Here is a 17,833-nt window from a genome sequence, read left to right as displayed (position 1 = left end):
ATGCTTATTCTTCCTCCGGTTCTGCAGTTACATCCATCAGCTCGCCTTCCACTAAATCTACATAGAGTTCTCCGTGAAGGTGTGCACACTCATGGCAGATGCAGCGTGCTAAAAGTTCTTCGCCCTCTAACTCAAACTGCTCCATGTTCTCGTCATAAGCGCGTACCACAACGTGGTTCGGACGGGTTACCATGCCAGCCTTTCCCGGCACGCTCAGGCAGCCTCCTGACCGGTCTGGCTTCCACTCTGCTCGATGATCTCCGGGTTGATGAGCACATACTGGTTGCCGTCATCCACATCCATGACTACAATCTGCTTTAACACGCCAACCTGCGGTGCCGCAAGTCCCACGCCGTTTGCCTCGTACATGGTCTCAAACATGTCCTCGATCAGCTCTGCGATACGCGGGGTGATCTCCTTTACCGGTTTGCATTCCTTTCTTAAAATATCGTCTCCAATGGTTCTTACCTGTCTGATTGCCATTTATCTGTTCCTTTCTGTATTCGTTCGATAGTATAAGTCATTTTCTGCTTATCGGGTCGGCATCCGTGACGCGTCCCCTGATTATTTCCGCTGCAGTTTACGTGAAATCGCACTGCAGGGTTAGTTTTTTACAGCTTTCTGTTTCATCCCAGCGCATTTTGACATACTTCTGGATTTTTATTAGTATATCATAGTTTTCCTGTTTCATATATAAAATTTTTCTGTAAATATCATTAACTTTGTACACCGGTGCCGGAACCGGCCCGATGATCTGGGTCTGTTCTTCAAAGTGTTTCCGCACAGAAGCGGCAATGGCTCCATGATCCGGGTCATCAGCTCCTCATTTTCCCCTGCCACCTGCATGCTCAGCATATGACAGGCCGGAGGTACTGCATCAGCCTGCGGTAGCCCATCTCCTGCTTAAAAAAGCTCTCATAATCCTGCGAGGTGGCTGTCTGGATGCTGTAATGCTCCGGCATATAGGTCTGGATCAGTGCAATTCCAGCTTTTCTGCCGCGTCCCGCACGCCCTGCGGCCTGCACTAAAAGCTGGAACGTCCGCTCCGCTGCGGTGTAGTCCGGCGCATACAATGAGACGTCGGCTGCGAGTACACCAACCAGTGTCACGCCCGGAAAATCATGTCCTTTTACGATCATCTGGGTGCCGATCAGGATATCGGCTTTGCCCTTTGCGAATGCGGACAAAATCTTTTCATGACCGCCTTTTTTTGAGGTAGTGTCCAGATCCATCCGGAGAAGCTTTGCCTCCGGAAACATCTGCGCTGCCATCTCCTCAATCTTCTGGGTGCCGATGCCAAAGCCCGCCAGATACGGAGAACCGCAGTGCGGGCATTTCTTCGGCATCGGAATCTGGTATCCGCAGTAATGGCACACCAGCCGCTGATGGTTATGAAGTGTCAGGGACACATCGCAGTGCGGGCATTTTAATGCCTCGCCGCAGCTTCTGCAGGAGACAAAGCTGGAATATCCGCGCCGGTTGATAAACAGCATCACCTGTTCTTTTTTCGCCAGCCGGTCTTTGATCAGCTCCTGCAGACGCAGGCTGAAGATGGACTTATTTCCGGCTTCCATCTCTTTTCGCAGATCCGCGATCTCCACAGCAGCCAGCTCACTTCCTGCCTTGGCACGTTTTTTCAGGGTAAACAGGCGTAGATTCCTGCCTGTGCCTTTGCGTATGCCTCCACAGACGGCGTGGCAGAGCCCATGACAAAGGCGGCTTCGTTTAACTCTGCCAGCTTTTCAGCCACCTCCCTGGCATGATACCGGGGCGTGGTCTCGCTCTTATAGGCACCTTCATGCTCCTCGTCCAAAATGATGAGACCCAGATTCGGAAACGGCGTAAACAATGCCGACCGGGCACCGATCATAATATCCGTCTCGCCCTTTCTCGCCCGCTCAAACTGGTCGCATTTTTCTCCCGCGGAAAGCCGGGAATGCATGACACAGATCCGGCTTCCAAACCGGCTGTAAAACCGGCTCACCGTCTGGTAGGTCAGGGCAATCTCCGGGATCAGCACGATCACCTGTTTCTGTTGTTTTAACACATGGTCGATCATCGCCATGTAAACCTCGGTTTTTCCGCTTCCGGTAACACCATGGAGCAGACACGGAGTGCGGTCTCCGGTATCGCAAGAGGAGCAGAAGGCATCCACAACTGCCTGCTGTTCCGGATTCAGTACAACCGCAGAGCTGTTTCCTGCTGCTGGTACTGTGTTTTCTGCTCCTGCTGCATTTCCTGCGTCTGCCGCATTTGCGCTGGTTCCAGTCTTGTTTTCGTCCTGCAGACTCGTTCCGGGCAACTGCGGCATCCCGGTCATGGTTTCCACAATCTTTTTATTGCGGGCCTTCACCTTTTTTTTCACCGGAAGCACGGTTTTTAATGCCTGATTCATGGTGGAGCCGTACTGCTCTTTCATCCACCAGGCCAGCTCAATGAAACGGCTGTCTGCCGTAATGCTCTTTTCCGTGACTCCGATGATTTCTTTGATCTTATCTTTATCATAATCCGGCTTGTCGGTGAGTTCCACCACATAGCCGGTCCGTTTTCTGTTTCCTGAACCAAAAGGGACGCAGACCTGCACCCCGACACGGATCTGCGGCAAAAGCGCCGGCGGGATCCGGTACTGGAATACCCGGTCTACGTCTTCATGGGAAATATCTATGATAATACTGGCATATTGTTCTGCCATAAATACTCCTGTCTTTTGAGGTCTTACGACCCATGTTTTCATTCCTGCCCGCACAAAACCGGGCAATTCTTTGTGCAGCTGGCTATCATGCTTCTTTCATTACTCTTCACGTGCTGCGCAAACAGTAATTTTTTACTCAGCCAGCAGCTTTGCCGCCACCTCGCCCAGGCGCATGCTGTTGGAGCCCTTCAAGAGCACGCAGTCACCCGTCTGAAGCTTTGCTTTTAAGGCATCTACCATTGCTTCTTTCTGGTTTTCATCAAAATGCAGGTATTCTGCCTTCATACCGGCACGCTTTGCGCCTTTTTCAATCTGAAGGGCAAGCTCTCCGTATGTAAATAATACATCCACCGGATGCGATTTCATCCAGCTTCCTACCTCATAATGGAATTTGGCAGAATCCGGTCCCAGCTCCTTCATATCGGCAAGGACTGCAATCCGGCGCCCTTTTGCTTTCGCCTCTAACACCTCAAGTCCTGCTTTCATGGAAACCGGACTTGCGTTATAGGTATCATCGATGACTATGACCCCGTTCTTTTCCGCGATCTGCTGACGGTTTTTAAAGCCGGTAAACGCAGCCAGAGTCTTCACAGCATCAGAAAGCGGAACTCCGCTCAGATCTGCCACAGCCAGTGCTACCATCGCATTTAACACGTTGTGACGGCCCATAATGCTTAATCGCACCATGTATTTTTCCCCGCGGCAGTTTGCTGTGAACACCGGATACCCGTCTTCACTGCGGATATCCTCCGCGCGGTACTCCGAATTTTCCCCGGTTCCATAATAGACGGTACGGCATCCTGCTTTTGCTTTTGTCTCCTTTAGCAGCGGGTCATCCCCGTTTAAGAAGAGAATGCCGCCTTCCTTTAAACCATCCTGAATGGTCAGTTTTTCGCGGTAAATATTCTCCTGGCTTCCAAGCTGCTCAATATGGGTAATGCCGACATTGGTGATCACCGCCATATCCACCTGTGCGATCTTCGCGATCACGGTCAGCTCTCCCGGCATGCTCATGCCAAGCTCTAAGACACCGATCTCATCCGCAGAGGTAATCTCGGACAGCGTGATCGGCACACCGACCTGGCTGTTGGAGTTACCCGGGGTCTTGTAAACCCGGTATTTTGCAGAAAGTGCTGCTGCCACCATCTCACGGGTGGTTGTCTTTCCGACACTTCCGGTAATGCCGATGATCGGCAGACTTAAGTGGCTGCGGTAATAGCGGCCAATCTCCTGCAGTGCCTTTTTGGTGTCGGCCACCCGGATCCACGCATGATCTGCATCCTCTGCATGATCGTGCTCGGAGGTCAGCACCGCCACAGCTCCTGCGCCAAAGGCCTGCTCGATAAAGCGGTGGGCGTCTACCTTTTCGCCGATGAGCGGCACAAACAAGTCGTTGCCCTTCATGGTTCTGGAATCAATGCTCAGATGCTCCACCGGATGATTCTCATCCCCGCATAAAAGCGTTCCATTTACTGCTGTTACAATATCCTTTACCGTTATCTTTTCCATGTCCGGTTCTCTTTTCTGTTTCTATTTTTTACATGCTGCCATTCTGGCAATGCTCTATGTCATTTTTACATACAGCATGTTTCGCAATGCCATGCCATTTTCCATCATGGATTCTGCATGCGTTTTACTGCAAGGTCTTCACAACCTCTTCCACCACGCGCGGTCCAAAAACGGATAACGCACTCCGTTAATCTCCTGATAATCCTCATGTCCCTTACCGATGATGGCAATCATATCTCCCTGCTCGGCATGGGTGATGCTGTAGGTAATGGCTTCCTTCCGGTCCGGGATTTCGATGAATTTTCCGCCGGTTTTCTCGATGCTGCCGCGGATATCCGCAATGATATCCTCCACCTTCTCAAAGCGGGAGTTATCTGCGGTAATGATGGAAAGATCTGCCATGCGGCCGCCGATCTCACCCATGGAATAACGGCGGTCTTTTGAGCGGTTTCCACCGCAGCCAAATACAACCACCAGGCGCTTCGGATGATACTCCCTGAGCGTTTCGAGAAGGCTTTCCATGCTGACTGCATTGTGGGCATAATCCACAATCACACAGCATTTTTCGGAGGTATAGACAATCTCCATACGGCCGTTAATCTTTAAATGCTCCAGGGCATGCTGCAGCTTATCTGCCGGAACGCCCACCCAGAGCGTAACTGCTGCTGCCGCCAGCGCATTGTATACATTAAACTTGCCAGGGATGCTGACACGCACCGGGATCTGATGCTCGCCCTTGATGTCAAACTCCACGCCAACAAAATCCGGCTCGGAGACATAGTGGATGTTCTCTGCCTGGAAGCCTGCTCCCTCTTTTAAGCCAAATCCGGTCCACGGACACGGGATATCCTTTACAATTTCCTCGATATGCTCATCATCGACATTGACCAGGGCACGCTTACTCTGCGCAAAAAGCTGCTTTTTATAGTATAAGTACTCCGCAAAATCCGCATGCTCATCTTTTCCGATATGATCCGGGGAAATGTTGGTAAACAAGCCGTAATCAAACTGGATGCCTGCGACCCGGTGCATCTTCATTGCCTGGGAGGAAACCTCCATCACGCAGCACGCACAGCCCTCTTCCACCATTTTTGCAAAATAGCGGTGCAGATCATAGGATTCCGGCGTCGTGTTCACAGTCGGGAAATGCTCCTCGCCGATGTAGACACCGTTGGTTCCGATCATGCCGGTTTTCTTTCCGGCTGTCTCCAGAATCGTCTTGATCATGTGGGTGGTCGTTGTCTTTCCTTTGGTTCCGGTGACACCGATCATGGTCAGCTTGCGGGAAGGATAGCCAAACCGTGCTGCCGATAAAAGCGCCAGTGCCTCCCTGCCATTTGCTGTCTCCACGACCGTCACATCTGCCGGTGCCTCTACTGCATGCTCAGTCACAAGCACCTTCACACCCGCATCCGTTACCTGTCCCACAAAATCATGGGAATCGATCTTTGTTCCTTTCATGCAGACAAATACAGCTCCCGGAGCCGCTTTTCTGGAATCGTATACGACTTCGTTTACTTCCACGTCCAGGCTTCCCTGTACCAGCTTGTAAGAAAGTCCCTCTAACCAGTCTCTTATCGTCATACTCTTCGTCTATCCTTTCCACACGTTTTTGTTTTCTGTCCACGCATGCACGACATACAATCCTGCTGCCCCGCATGCATGTTTCATGCCTGCAATCCGGCCTGTGCCAGATTACAGGCGTTTTTTCTAGAACAGTCCGGTAATCACGCCGTTTTCATCGACATCGATGCCGTCTGCAGCCGGTTTTTTCGGAAGTCCCGGCATGGTCATGATCGCGCCGGTCAGAACAACCACAAAGCCTGCGCCTGCGGAAACATAAGCATCGCGCACATTGATGGTGAATCCGGCCGGGCGTCCCAGCCTGGTCTGGTCATCAGACAGGGAATACTGGGTCTTTGCCATGCAGACCGGAAGATTGCCAAAGCCCATCTCCTCGATGCGTGCCAGGGCCTTAGATGCTGCCGGAGCGTAGGAAACGCCGTCTGCACCGTAGATCTCGGTGGCAATAGTCTTGACCTTATCCTTTAAGCTCATCTCATCCGGGTACAGGGCATGGTAATGGCTCTCCTTGTTTGCCAGAGTCTCCAGCACTTTGTTTGCCAGGGCTTCACCGCCCTCGCCGCCTTTTGCCCATACCTCAGAGAGCGCGAATTCACAGCCGCGTGCCTCGCAGAAATCGCGGATGAATGCGTACTCTGCCTCGGTATCGGTCACAAAGGAGTTTAAGGTTACTACAACCGGAACACCAAACTTCTGCAGGTTCTCGATGTGCTTCTCCAGGTTTACGATACCTTTCTTCAGCGCATCCAGATTCTCTGCCGCCAGTTCCGTCTTCGGCACACCGCCGTTGTACTTTAATGCACGCACGGTTGCCACCAGAACAACTGCATCCGGCTTTAAGTCTGCCTTGCGGCACTTGATGTCCATGAACTTCTCTGCACCCAGATCTGCGCCAAAGCCTGCCTCGGTTACCACGATATCCGCCAGCTTTAACGCGGTCTTGGTCGCACGCACGCTGTTGCAGCCATGTGCGATGTTTGCGAACGGTCCGCCGTGTACCAGGGCACCGGTATGCTCCAGGGTCTGGATCAGGTTCGGCTTGATGGCATCCTTTAACAGCGCTGCCATTGCTCCTACTGCATGCAGCTGTGCTGCAGTAACCGGCTCTCCGGCATAATTATATGCAACGATGATCTTGCCGAGACGCTCTTTCAAGTCGTTCATATCGTTTGCCAGGCAAAGGATTGCCATGATCTCAGAAGCAACCGTGATCACGAAATGATCTTCACGCACAACACCATCTGCCTTTGCGCCAAGGCCTACCACAACATTGCGGAGTACACGGTCGTTCATATCCAGACAGCGTTTCCAGAGGATCTGTCTGGTATCGATCTGAGGGCATTGCCCTGCTGGATATGGTTGTCTAACAGTGCTGCCAGTAAGTTATTCGCGGATGTGATCGCATGGAAGTCTCCGGTGAAGTGAAGGTTTAAATCCTCCATCGGAACAACCTGGGCAAAACCGCCGCCTGCTGCTCCGCCCTTAATGCCAAAGCACGGTCCAAGGGACGGCTCACGCAAGGCGATCATGGTCTTCTTGCCAAGTCTTGTAAGGGCATCTGCCAGACCGATGCTGGTCGTGGTCTTGCCCTCGCCTGCCGGAGTCGGGTTGATCGCAGTGACCAGAACCAGCTTTCCGTCCGGACGTCCTTCACCTGCTGCCACAGCTCATCGGTGATCTTTGCCTTGTACTTGCCGTACAGTTCCAGATCATCCTCAACGATTCCATAGCTCTCTGCAACCTCTTTGATTGGAAGCTTTACCGCCTCCTGCGCGATTTCAATATCTGTCTTCATATCCAGTATCCTCCCTTTCTTTTTCCTGTGGTCTGAATGAAACTGTCAGCTGTTGATCTCCTGTCTGCACGCAATGCGCCGGCAGCCTGTACCGTTTCATCCTGGGTTAAATGATCTGGTCAAATTCTTCCATAGTCATAAGGACTTTACGGGGCTTTGTTCCCTCTTCCTCGCCGACCACACCGGCCTCCGCCAGCTGGTCCATGATCCTTGCGGCACGGTTGAATCCGATCTTGAACATACGCTGCAGCATACCAATGGATGCCTTTTCTTTTTCTATTATGAAACGGCCGGCCTGCTCAAAGTACTCGTCCCGGCTGTTAGACGGGCCGGAGCTTGTCGCAGAAGGAGCCGCGTTCATACTGTTTTCTACTTCCGGACTGTACTGGGCTGTCAATCCCTGCTCGGTTAAGAAGTCCACTACCTGCTGGACCTCCGAGTCGGAGACAAAGGCGCCCTGCACACGCTGAGGTTTCGGGAACCCCGCCGGATAAAAGAGCATATCGCCCTTTCCGAGAAGCTTCTCCGCACCGTTCATATCGATGATGGTACGGGAATCCACGCCGGAAGAAACGGAAAATGCGATTCTTGACGGTACGTTTGCCTTGATCAGTCCGGTAATGACATTGACCGACGGTCTCTGGGTCGCGATGACCAGATGAATGCCTGCCGCACGCGCCAGCTGGGCCAGACGGCAGATTGCATCCTCCACCTCGCCCGGAGCCACCATCATCAGATCCGCAAGCTCGTCCACGATGATGACGATCTGCGGCATCTTTTTCGGCTTGTCTGCGTCATCAATATCCTGAATCGTCTCAATCTTTGCATTGTAGCCTTTTAAGTCACGCACACCGTATTTCGCAAATTTCTTGTAGCGGTCTGTCATCTCGGCTACTGCCCAGTTCAAGGCACCGGATGCTTTCTTCGGATCGGTCACAACCGGAATCAGCAGATGCGGAATGCCGTTATATACGCTCAGCTCCACGACCTTCGGATCCACCATGATGAGCTTGACATCCTCCGGGTCAGCCTTGTAGATGATGCTCATGATAATCGTGTTGATGCAGACCGACTTACCGGATCCGGTCGCGCCCGCGATCAGAAGATGCGGCATCTTGGCGATATCGGTTACCACGACCTGACCGCCGATATCCTTTCCGACTGCGAAAGCCAGTCTGGACGGATGCTTCTGGAACGTATCGGACTCCAGAAGATCGCGCAAGAATACGGATGTCTTCTCTTTATTCGGCACCTCGATACCCACTGCAGACTTGCCCGGGATTGGTGCCTCAATACGGATATCCTCTGCCGCCAGGCTCAGCTTAATGTCATCGGCAAGTCCGACGATCTTGCTGACCTTTACGCCCTGCTCCGGGTGCAGCTCATATCGGGTGACGGAAGGTCCACAGCTGATATTGGTCACGGTAACGCCAACGCCAAAGTTGCGCAGCGTCTGCTGCAGCTTCACTGCAGTTTCCCGGTATTCCTGCTCCGAGTAACCGCCAGGATTCCGGCTGCCACGCTTTAACAGGCTAAGCGGCGGATAAATATATGGTTTTTTCGGCTGTTCTTCCTTTTCCTGGATCTTCTGCTGTAGTGCAGCTTCGCTGTCGGCCTGCTCGGCCTCGCGTTTTGCTGTCTCCGCCTTTTTTGTGGATTCCAGTTTCTTCTGAAGGGCCTCCGTATCGGTCTCGATGACCTTGCCTCCCGCAGTGACCACATGTTTGCTTTCCTCCGGAATCGCAAAGTCGGTGTTCTGCTCCGTTTTTACCGTGTAAGCCACATCCGGCTCCGGGAGGTACTCCTCCGGGGCAGGCTCCGGCATGTACGGAGATGGCTCCTGCATCCGCTGCACTGGCTCCGGCTGTGGTTCCTGCACGGTCTCCCACATCTGCTGCGCTGATTCTGTCTGCAATTCCTGCCCGGTTCCCTGTGCCGGTTTCTGCACCCGGTTCAGCGTCGCATTTTCTGCGGAAGCTGCCTGGACTGCTTTCGTCTGCTCCTGCTGCATCTTCTGTCCGTTCCGCATTTCAGCTTGCTGCTGCGCATAAGGATCTGCTGTATACGAATTTTCTGTGTATGGATTCTCTGTATATGTATCCGGCTCATCCCACGGAGCCACATCCTCGTAAGTATCCGCTTTCTCTGCCCGGTCCGTTTTCACTGGCCCGTCAAGCTTTCTTGCACCGCCGGTGAAAACCTCCCCGGCTTCTTCAAAGCGCCCAAAGCCAGACTCGGTCAGTTTTCTGGCTGCAGCCTCCAGATCGTAATCATCCTCCGGCTCCGGCGGTACCACTTCCCCGGCCGGAAGATTGGTTGAATAAGCAGGAACATCCGGCTTTTCATCCCGGTATTCATCCGGCATGGAAATACTTCCGGTAAACACGTCTGCCTGGTCCGGTGTCTGCCGCTTCGGACGCGGACGGCTTGCAGCATGCTCTGCCCTTCCACGGGTGCCATAACTTTCACCATAGCTGCCGCTATCGCTGTCACCATAATCATAGCTGTCATCGTAATGTTCCGCATGACCGTCAGCATAGTTGTCATGATAGCCGCTGTCATGATTGTCGGCACTGCCATCATCATAGCCGTTATCATAATCATCCTCGTAACGCTCGCCGTAATCTGCTTCTGGATCTTCCTCCAGGTACTCGTCTTCTTTCGCCGGCAGATACGTGGAACCAAGATTCACGCCGCGCACCCGCTGTTCTTCACGAAGTTTCCTGCGCTCTTCCTGGCGCTCCGCATGGATTTCCCGGCGGCGCTCCATGTCCTCCCTGGCATACTGATAAGCAGCATCACTGTGATGCTTCACCGCCTTCACAAACGAACGCCCGGTGATGCACACCATACACAGGATCATGCCAACTGCCAGAATCAGAAATGCACCAATGCTTCCAAGCACAGAACGGAGTACACCAAACAAAAGTCCTCCGGCCAGTCCTCCACCCATGCCGGATGCCGCAGACAGACGGTAATATTCCAATATTCCCTTTCCTGCCTCTGGCTGCTGTCCAAAAATCATCTGCGAAAAACCGCAGAGCAGAAAAAACGCTGCTGCCGAAGCAGCATTCTTGTGCAAAGCCACACGGTTTCCGCGGTTTGCCTGGTAAAAACAGGTTCCTACGAACAGCACCAGCGGGGCAATGTAGCCAGGTAAGCCAAACAGCCCAAGCTGGATGCTTCGCAAAAAATCACCCGCAAAGCCGCAAAGATGGAAATTGCTCAAAAATAAAAGCACTGCCGCCGCGAAAGACCCAAGAACGATCACCTCTGCGCGTACCAGGCCTTCCTCCTCTGGCAGCGGCTCCGGTTCCTGGAGCTGTCTCGCTCTTCCAGCTTTTTTTCTGCTGTTTGCCGCGTTTTTCGCCCCGGTTCCTGCTGATTTCCGGCTGCCTGTTGTTCTTGCTGTTTTATCTGAATTTACTTTGTTTTGTTGTTTCTTCGCTGCCACAAAAATCCAGCCTCCTCTTTCCCAATGTTCTTAGTATACAAAAAATTATCAGGAAATGCAAGACGCCCATCCTTCTTCAATTTTCCGGTACAGATACCCAAGTGCCTCCCGGATCCCCCCGACCTCATCGATGAGTCCGGCTTTTACGGTTTCACTTCCTACCAGCACCGTTCCCAGGTCCCGGGTCAGCATTTCCGTATTCAGCATCAGCTGCTTCACCTGGTCATACGCGATCTGCGCATGGTCGCTGACAAAGGTCAGGATCCGGTCCTGGATCATTTCAAAATACTCGTAAGTCTGTGATGCTCCGATCACCGTTCCGCTCATGCGCACCGGATGCACCATCATCGTCCCGGTCGGGACAATAAAAGAGTGATCGGTCGAAACTGCAAGTGGTACCCCGATGGAATGGCTGCCGCCCAACACCAAAGAAACGGTTGGCATGGAAAGGGACGCGATCATCTCTGCAATGGCAAGCCCTGCATCCACATCCCCACCGGACGTATTCAGAAGAACCAGCAAGCCTTCCACACTGTCATCATCCTCCAGCTCGGCAAGCCTGGGCAGAATCTGATCGTATTTTGTAACCTTCGTATTTCCGGACAGATTTTCGTGCCCTCTACTTCCCCGATGATGGAAAGCAGATGGATTTTATGTTTGCCATTTCCACCATCCAGCGTAGCCTGCGCATAGTCCAGACCAAACGCTTCATTTCCGCCGTTCTGGACCCGCTCGCCTCCATTTTGCATTCGTTCCATTCCATTCACCGGCACATCTGTTTTTTCCCTTTTCCTGGCATTTTCTTCGTTCATGCTATTGACTTCAGATATTTGTTTTCCACCATCTTCCGCATTCCACTTTTCTGTCTGTTTGTTTCTATTTTTCATTTTCCGTTTACCCATCTGTGATTTCATTCCTTTCTGCCTGCAGGCATTGACAAAATTCTTTTACACACCAACTGTGCTTGGAATTTTCCATACTGAACATCCTTGCTACAAATCATCATCATAATCCAATATTCCCCATAACTTAGGAAGTATTCGCATTTTTACTGGAAATACGCTATACTAAACACAGTTCTGGCATTCCTGTTTCCATATTCAGATTTCACAGACTGCCGGAAAACTTGACATTTCGAAACGTATTCAAAATAAAACACGGAGGACTTCTTATTATGTCAGATTATACCGTCAGCAGAATATCTCCCACCGATAAACGCGCTGTGCGCCAGATGGACGCCCTATTGGAAAAAGAAGGAATCGAGCGAGACAAAAATCTCGATTACAGCATCGGTCTGTTCGACGATGACTACAACCTGGTTGCAACCGGTTCCTGCTTTGCCAACACACTGCGCTGCATGGCTGTCTCCTCGGAACATCAGGGCGAAGGTCTGATGAACCAGGTGATCTCGCATCTGATCGAGTACCAGTACAGCCGCGGCAACACCAGTCTCTTCTTATATACTAAATGTAATACTGCCCGCTTTTTTGGTGATCTTGGATTTTACGAAATCGCACGGGTCGAAGGAAAAGTTGTCTTTATGGAAAACCGCCGGACCGGCTTTGCTGATTATCTGAAACGATTGCAGAGTGAAACAGACGCTTTCTTGGCAAACCAGAGCAAACCAGTTGCATTGACGCAAACAGATTGTCATGGAACTTTCCGCGATAGAAACGACACAGATGCCTCGACGACATCCGGCGCACAAAGAATCGGTGCCGTTATCATGAACGCAAATCCATTCACACTCGGTCACCGTTACCTGATCGAGCAGGCGGCTGTTTCGGTAGACCTGCTCCATGTATTTGTTGTCTCAGAGGATGCTTCCCTGGTTCCATTCTCCGTCCGCAGACAGCTGGTTGCAGACGGCTGCGCAGACCTTTCCAATGTGATCTGCCACGAGACCGGTCCTTACATGATCTCCAATGCGACCTTCCCGTCCTACTTTTTAAAGGACTCCGACACGGTCATCCGATCTCATGCCAAGCTCGATATCCAGGTGTTTTTACGCATTGCCAATGCTCTTTCCATCACAGACCGTTTTGTCGGGGAAGAACCCTTCAGCCAGGTAACCGGCATCTACAACCAGGTCATGGCTGAGGAGCTGTCCGCCGCCGGCCTGACCTGCAATATCATTCCAAGGAAAGCCGACACAGATGGTGCCATCAGCGCGTCCGACGTGCGCTGTCTGATCAAAGACAGAGATTTTGAGGCATTAAAAAAGAAGGTGCCAGCATGCACCTTCCAATATTTCACCTCCGCAGCCGCCGAGCCTGTCATTCAGAAGATCCGGGCAGCCGCAGAGGTACGGCATTACTAATAGAAGAAATCCTGCATCTCTGATACGCACTGTGCGATATTGCTGCTTTACATCAGGGGAGCAAACAGCCGCAACACCTTTCCCGCGATTTTCTTCGGGATCGGATAATTTTTGCAGTCCTGCTGTGTGATCTCCTGGCACTGTTTTAAGGTTGCCTGAAAATCTGCCTCTGCCTGCTGCACGGCCGGATTCCGGTACAGATAAACTGCACATTCAAAATGCAGGTGCAGGCTCCGGTAGTCCATATTGATAGAACCAACCACCGCCTTGGTGTCATCGCTAGTAAATACCTTTGCATGGACAAAGCCCGGTGTATACTCATAAATCTTTACACCTGCCTGCAAAAGCTCCGCGTAGTAGGAACGCGCCAGCAGGTACGCATAAATCTTATCCGGGATGTGCGGCATGATGATGATCGTCTCAATGCCGCGCTTCGCCGCAAAGGTCAGCGACGTGATCATATCACTGTCCAGGATCAAATAGGGCGTCATCATATGCACATAGTAACGGGATTCATTTAAAATATCCATGTAAACGTGCTGTCCCACCAGCTCATTATCCAGCGGACTGTCCCCGTACGGCATCGCAAAGCCCGAGCGGTCCAGTCCTGCCGGGTACTGGTAATCTGGCTTGCACAGATATCTGGCATAATCATCCGCCTGGTGTTCCGTAATGTTCCACATCTGCAAAAACATCATCAGAAATCCGGTCACGGCATCGCCCTTTAACATGATCGCCGTATCCTTCCAGTGTCCAAAACGGACCTTCCGGTTGATATATTCGTCTGCCAGATTGATCCCTCCGGTGAATGCAGTATGTCCGTCGATCACCGTGATCTTTCTGTGGTCCCGGTTATTCTGTGCGGAAGAAAGGACCGGGCGCACCGGGGAGAACATCTTGCAGCGGATCCCATACTGCTCCAGCTGCTTCGGATACCCGTACGGTACTAAGGTCAGGCTGCACATCCCATCGTACATAAAGCGGACTTCCACACCGGATGCCGCCTTTTCTTTTAATATCTCCAGGATAGTGTTCCACATTTCTCCTTTTTCCACGATGAAATACTCCATGAAAATATAGCGCTCTGCTTTTTTCAGTTCTTCCAGAAGCACCGGATACATATCATCGCCCAATGGAAAATACTGTGCACTGGTGTTTTCCCAGATCGGATACCCGCCATATTCGTTCATATAATAAGCCAGCCGCGCTGTTCCGCGGCTTTCCCGGTACAGACGCTCCATAACCTGATGCTGCTGTTTTAAAAATGGTTTTGTTTCTTCGATATTTGCTTTCAGTCTCCGGTCGATCATTCTGGTTCCCGGCTGTGCCTCCACAAAGAGATAAAACAAAGCACCGAATACCGGAAATACCAGAACCGGGATGATCCAGGAAAGCTGGTAAGATGGATTCTGGTTTTTATTGATGATGTAGATCACAACAACTGCGCTTAAGCCTACAAAACCACCGTACAAGTAAAACACATGCTCACTCAGCCACTGAAAGCTGTAAAGCAGCGTAATAAACTGGATCAGAAGCGCTGTGATCACAAACGTGGTACGGCCAAAAATGACACGTAAAAAGCGTCCCCATGTCTTCTTTTTGGGCTTATGCAGCTCCCACTCTTCCTGAATATTCATCGTTTTATCGTCTCCTGTCTCTTTCTTGCTGTCCCAAGATGAATCTTGTCGCGTCCCACCTGCTGGACGGTGATCACTTCTCCCGTCTTCACTGGAACTCCCTTCGCAATCAGCCTTGTTTTCGAGTAATACTGGGTATCCACGGCTTTTCCATTTACACAGATTTTAGACCAGCTGTTAAATGGCCCGCCAAATATGATGACCTGATCCGTATTATGGACCGTTGTCCCCTGAATGACCGGGGTGACGCCAAATTCCAGTTTTGTTGCCTGATAGGGCGATTCCCCTCCATACACCTCGTGATCGCCATAAAGAATATCATACTGTAAAATCTGCATGGCATCCAGATATTCCTGCGTATCCGTATCATGCTGGTCTAAATGACGCTGGTGGAAACGGATCATGGTCCCCTCATGGATATCCAGCATGTTTAATACGTGGGCAGCAAGCTGGTAAGCTTCCACATCCCGTTTTACCACAGGAAGATTCACATTATTCCAGACAACATACTTGGTCTGGAAAAGTGAGCCATTCTCCATCTCCTCTGCCGTCCACTCAAACCCCGGCAAATGATCACCGTACATCACAAGAACGGTCGGCTCCATGCGTGTATTCAGCATATTAATCAGCTGCCCGATAAACTCATCCATCTCATGGATCTGCTCGCAGTAATATTCAAACGAAGGATACTTGCCATGTCCCTGCACGGAGATCGTGTATATAAAATCACTTCCCATGGTAGAATCCAGCACCTTTTCAATCTCCCCGACCAGGATCTTGTCTTTGCACCAGCCGGTCGGATTCCGCTCAATATCATACATATACTCGATCGGCGTAAAGGTATCAAAGCCAAGCTGGGAGAAGACCTTGTGGCGGTCATAAAACGTTGCTTCATTATTATGCACCGCATGTGCCTTATAACCCAGATTCTTCATATCAAATGCCATGCTCTCACACGATGTCTTCTGGAGAATCGTCTTATACGGGTACTCACCCGGTCCGAAGAAATCCAGATTCATGGCACTGATGCACTCAAACTCCGTATTTGCTGTTCCGGCGCCTACCGAAGGAACACTCAAATAACCAGATGGGAAATTCCTCTCCAGGAAATGGAACATCGGGATAGGATCTCCCTGTACCGGATTGTTCTTCCACAAAAGCGGATCAAAAAAAGATTCCAGCTGCAACATAATGATATTCGGGTAGCGGCCTTCTATGTTTTTTGCATCTTCGGTCTGGGTCTGCTCTTCGCTTTCCAGTTCCTCCACAGCCGCCTGATCATAGCTTTGCGGTTTCTCAATTCCGGTATTCAGAAGTGAATTGGAAAAACAATAGGCAAATCCATAATCCTTATAAGCCTGTCCGATATTTCCAAAATGAAGCGCCACTGCGCCTGTCGCAATGGAGAAATTTAAAACCCCCCAGATCACCAGCATGGAAACCGCCGATACACAGACCGATTCCGTCAGATTCACCTTCTGCTGGTCCACCGGCGCTTTTTTCCAGAGCACTGCACAAAATAAAATCGCGGCCACTGCAGCCACTGCCATCAGCACAATCTGCCACCAGGTCAGATACGTTGTCAGAAGTGTGGCTGCATACTTTACCAGGCGAAGGTCCGCTGCCGTAAACGGTGTGGTCCGGAATACCAGAAGAACACTGTTGGCAATCGCCATCGTCAGGCCAGTCACCACAAGCACAACCGCCAGAAACACCTTCCGCCTGGTAAAGAAAACCAGCAAAAACGGCGTCAGAAACAACAGACTGTTCAGCAAAAATACCAGCGGTGTATGCAAGGCAAATCCAATTCCACCGATCAGCGATTTCCGGTTCAATATTTCTGTTACTACGTTCAGTAAAATTGCCGTTGCAACCAAAATTCCCAGTATTTTCCACAGACGTTTCATAGCTTTATCTTCCGTTCCTTTCTATATCTGTCCTGTATCTATAACCGTACTTTTCATTTTAGCATACTCTGCGAGAAATCTACATAGTATTTTTTTATAAACGAGCAGGCAGAAGCAATTGAATTTTTTTGTGTTTTCTCCTATAATGAAGCGTATGTGGCTTTTTACGGTCAATGCAACAGTCCTGTTACAGTTCACGCATCGCGCAAACGCGATCACAATTGGCCGCAGAATTGTCACAAATTCATACAATTTTATACAGAAAAGTGAGGATATGTTATGACTGATACTCTGGTACAGGGTCTGGCTTCACTTCTCGGAGGAAAAGTATCCGGGGAAGCCATCATCTTTATCATCTCCATGATCCCGATCCTGGAACTGCGTGGCGGACTGCTTGCTGCATCTCCCGCTCTTTTGAATGTTCCGATCTTAAAGGCAATTCCAATCTGCATCATTGGAAACCTGCTTCCAATCCCGTTCATCCTTCTTCTCATCGAAAAGGTTTTAAACGGTATGGAGCGTGTACCGGGCTTAAGCAAAGTAGCAATCTGGGTTCGCCAGAAAGCTGACAAAAATAAAAGCCAGATTGAGAAATTCGGTTTCTGGGGTCTGGTTCTCTTTGTAGGAATCCCGCTCCCCGGCACCGGCGCCTGGACCGGCTCCCTGGTCGCAGCCCTGCTCCACATGAAATTCGGCAAAGCCATTGGCGCGATTCTTTGCGGAATCGTCATGGCCACCGTGATCATGTCCCTTTTATCCTACGGACTGCTTGGCGCACTCTTCGCCTAGTGGTACAAAAAAGCTCCCGCACCTGCTTTCGCAGGCCGGGAGCTTTTTTTCTGTTACAGCACAAGCCATTCCATCCGGAACTGACCCGCTCACGTCCGCCCCGGCGGACCGGGGATAGTCATGAACGATTTATATTGATTTCTTCA

General features: G+C 51.0%; 10 protein-coding genes and 3 pseudogenes. 2 read left to right on the top strand and 11 right to left on the bottom strand.

What is annotated here, in order from left to right:
* Positions 1-4: 4 nt before the first annotated feature.
* From def to DXA97_RS13010, 9 genes and pseudogenes are all read right to left on the bottom strand, one after another.
* Positions 5-483, bottom strand: a pseudogene (def, locus tag DXA97_RS13040) (peptide deformylase).
* A 97-nt stretch (positions 484-580) separates the two neighbouring features.
* Positions 581-784 (bottom strand): hypothetical protein, encoded by a 204-nt coding sequence (locus tag DXA97_RS22280; RefSeq protein ID WP_347561612.1) that lies wholly within the window; start codon positions 782-784, stop codon positions 581-583.
* Positions 785-848: 64 nt separating this feature from the next.
* Positions 849-1,601, bottom strand: coding sequence for a primosomal protein N' (gene priA / locus DXA97_RS22275; RefSeq protein ID WP_347561611.1), 753 nt, complete (start codon positions 1,599-1,601; stop codon positions 849-851).
* A gap of 35 nt (positions 1,602-1,636) precedes the next feature.
* A complete protein-coding gene (locus DXA97_RS22270) occupies positions 1,637-2,692 on the bottom strand; it encodes a DEAD/DEAH box helicase (RefSeq protein ID WP_347561609.1) in 1,056 nt (351 codons plus the stop codon).
* Between the two features lie 132 nt (positions 2,693-2,824).
* Positions 2,825-4,201 carry a UDP-N-acetylmuramoyl-tripeptide--D-alanyl-D-alanine ligase gene (gene murF, locus DXA97_RS13030; protein ID WP_118720572.1) on the bottom strand — a complete coding sequence of 459 codons (1,377 nt, stop codon included), beginning with the start codon at positions 4,199-4,201 and terminating at the stop codon, positions 2,825-2,827.
* Between the two features lie 138 nt (positions 4,202-4,339).
* Entirely contained in the window at positions 4,340-5,785 is a 1,446-nt protein-coding gene (locus DXA97_RS13025; RefSeq protein WP_118720570.1) for a UDP-N-acetylmuramoyl-L-alanyl-D-glutamate--2,6-diaminopimelate ligase, read from the bottom strand.
* 126 nt (positions 5,786-5,911) lie between these two features.
* A pseudogene (locus tag DXA97_RS13020) lies at positions 5,912-7,580 on the bottom strand (formate--tetrahydrofolate ligase).
* Between the two features lie 106 nt (positions 7,581-7,686).
* The gene (locus tag DXA97_RS13015) at positions 7,687-11,034 is read right to left on the bottom strand and encodes a DNA translocase FtsK (RefSeq protein WP_347561607.1); all 3,348 of its coding nucleotides are present in this window, start codon (positions 11,032-11,034) and stop codon (positions 7,687-7,689) included.
* A 48-nt stretch (positions 11,035-11,082) separates the two neighbouring features.
* Positions 11,083-11,783: pseudogene (locus DXA97_RS13010) on the bottom strand (ATP-dependent Clp protease proteolytic subunit).
* A 425-nt stretch (positions 11,784-12,208) separates the two neighbouring features.
* On the opposite strand from DXA97_RS13010, the gene DXA97_RS13005 reads away from it, so the two are divergent.
* Positions 12,209-13,354: an adenylyltransferase/cytidyltransferase family protein gene (locus tag DXA97_RS13005; RefSeq protein ID WP_118720568.1), complete on the top strand. Its 1,146-nt coding sequence runs from the start codon at positions 12,209-12,211 to the stop codon at positions 13,352-13,354.
* 47 nt (positions 13,355-13,401) lie between these two features.
* Here DXA97_RS13005 and cls read toward each other — a convergent pair whose 3' ends face one another.
* Both cls and DXA97_RS12995 read right to left on the bottom strand, forming a co-directional pair.
* The gene (gene cls / locus DXA97_RS13000; RefSeq protein ID WP_118720566.1) at positions 13,402-14,991 is read right to left on the bottom strand and encodes a cardiolipin synthase; all 1,590 of its coding nucleotides are present in this window, start codon (positions 14,989-14,991) and stop codon (positions 13,402-13,404) included.
* Complete coding sequence (locus DXA97_RS12995) at positions 14,988-16,898, bottom strand: alkaline phosphatase family protein (protein ID WP_118720564.1); 1,911 nt, start codon at positions 16,896-16,898, stop codon at positions 14,988-14,990. The genes cls and DXA97_RS12995 overlap by 4 nt, the downstream gene beginning before the upstream one ends.
* A gap of 279 nt (positions 16,899-17,177) precedes the next feature.
* Between DXA97_RS12995 and DXA97_RS12990 the strand changes: the two genes are divergently transcribed.
* A complete protein-coding gene (locus DXA97_RS12990; RefSeq protein WP_118720562.1) occupies positions 17,178-17,687 on the top strand; it encodes a small multi-drug export protein in 510 nt (169 codons plus the stop codon).
* Positions 17,688-17,833: the final 146 nt, after the last annotated feature.

It is taken from the genome of Clostridium sp. OF09-36, from assembly GCF_003481985.1.
In the GTDB taxonomy this organism is placed as follows: domain Bacteria; phylum Bacillota; class Clostridia; order Lachnospirales; family Lachnospiraceae; genus Brotaphodocola.
Note: the sequence above shows the minus strand (reverse complement) of the source record. Positions and strands in the feature narration are given on the sequence as shown.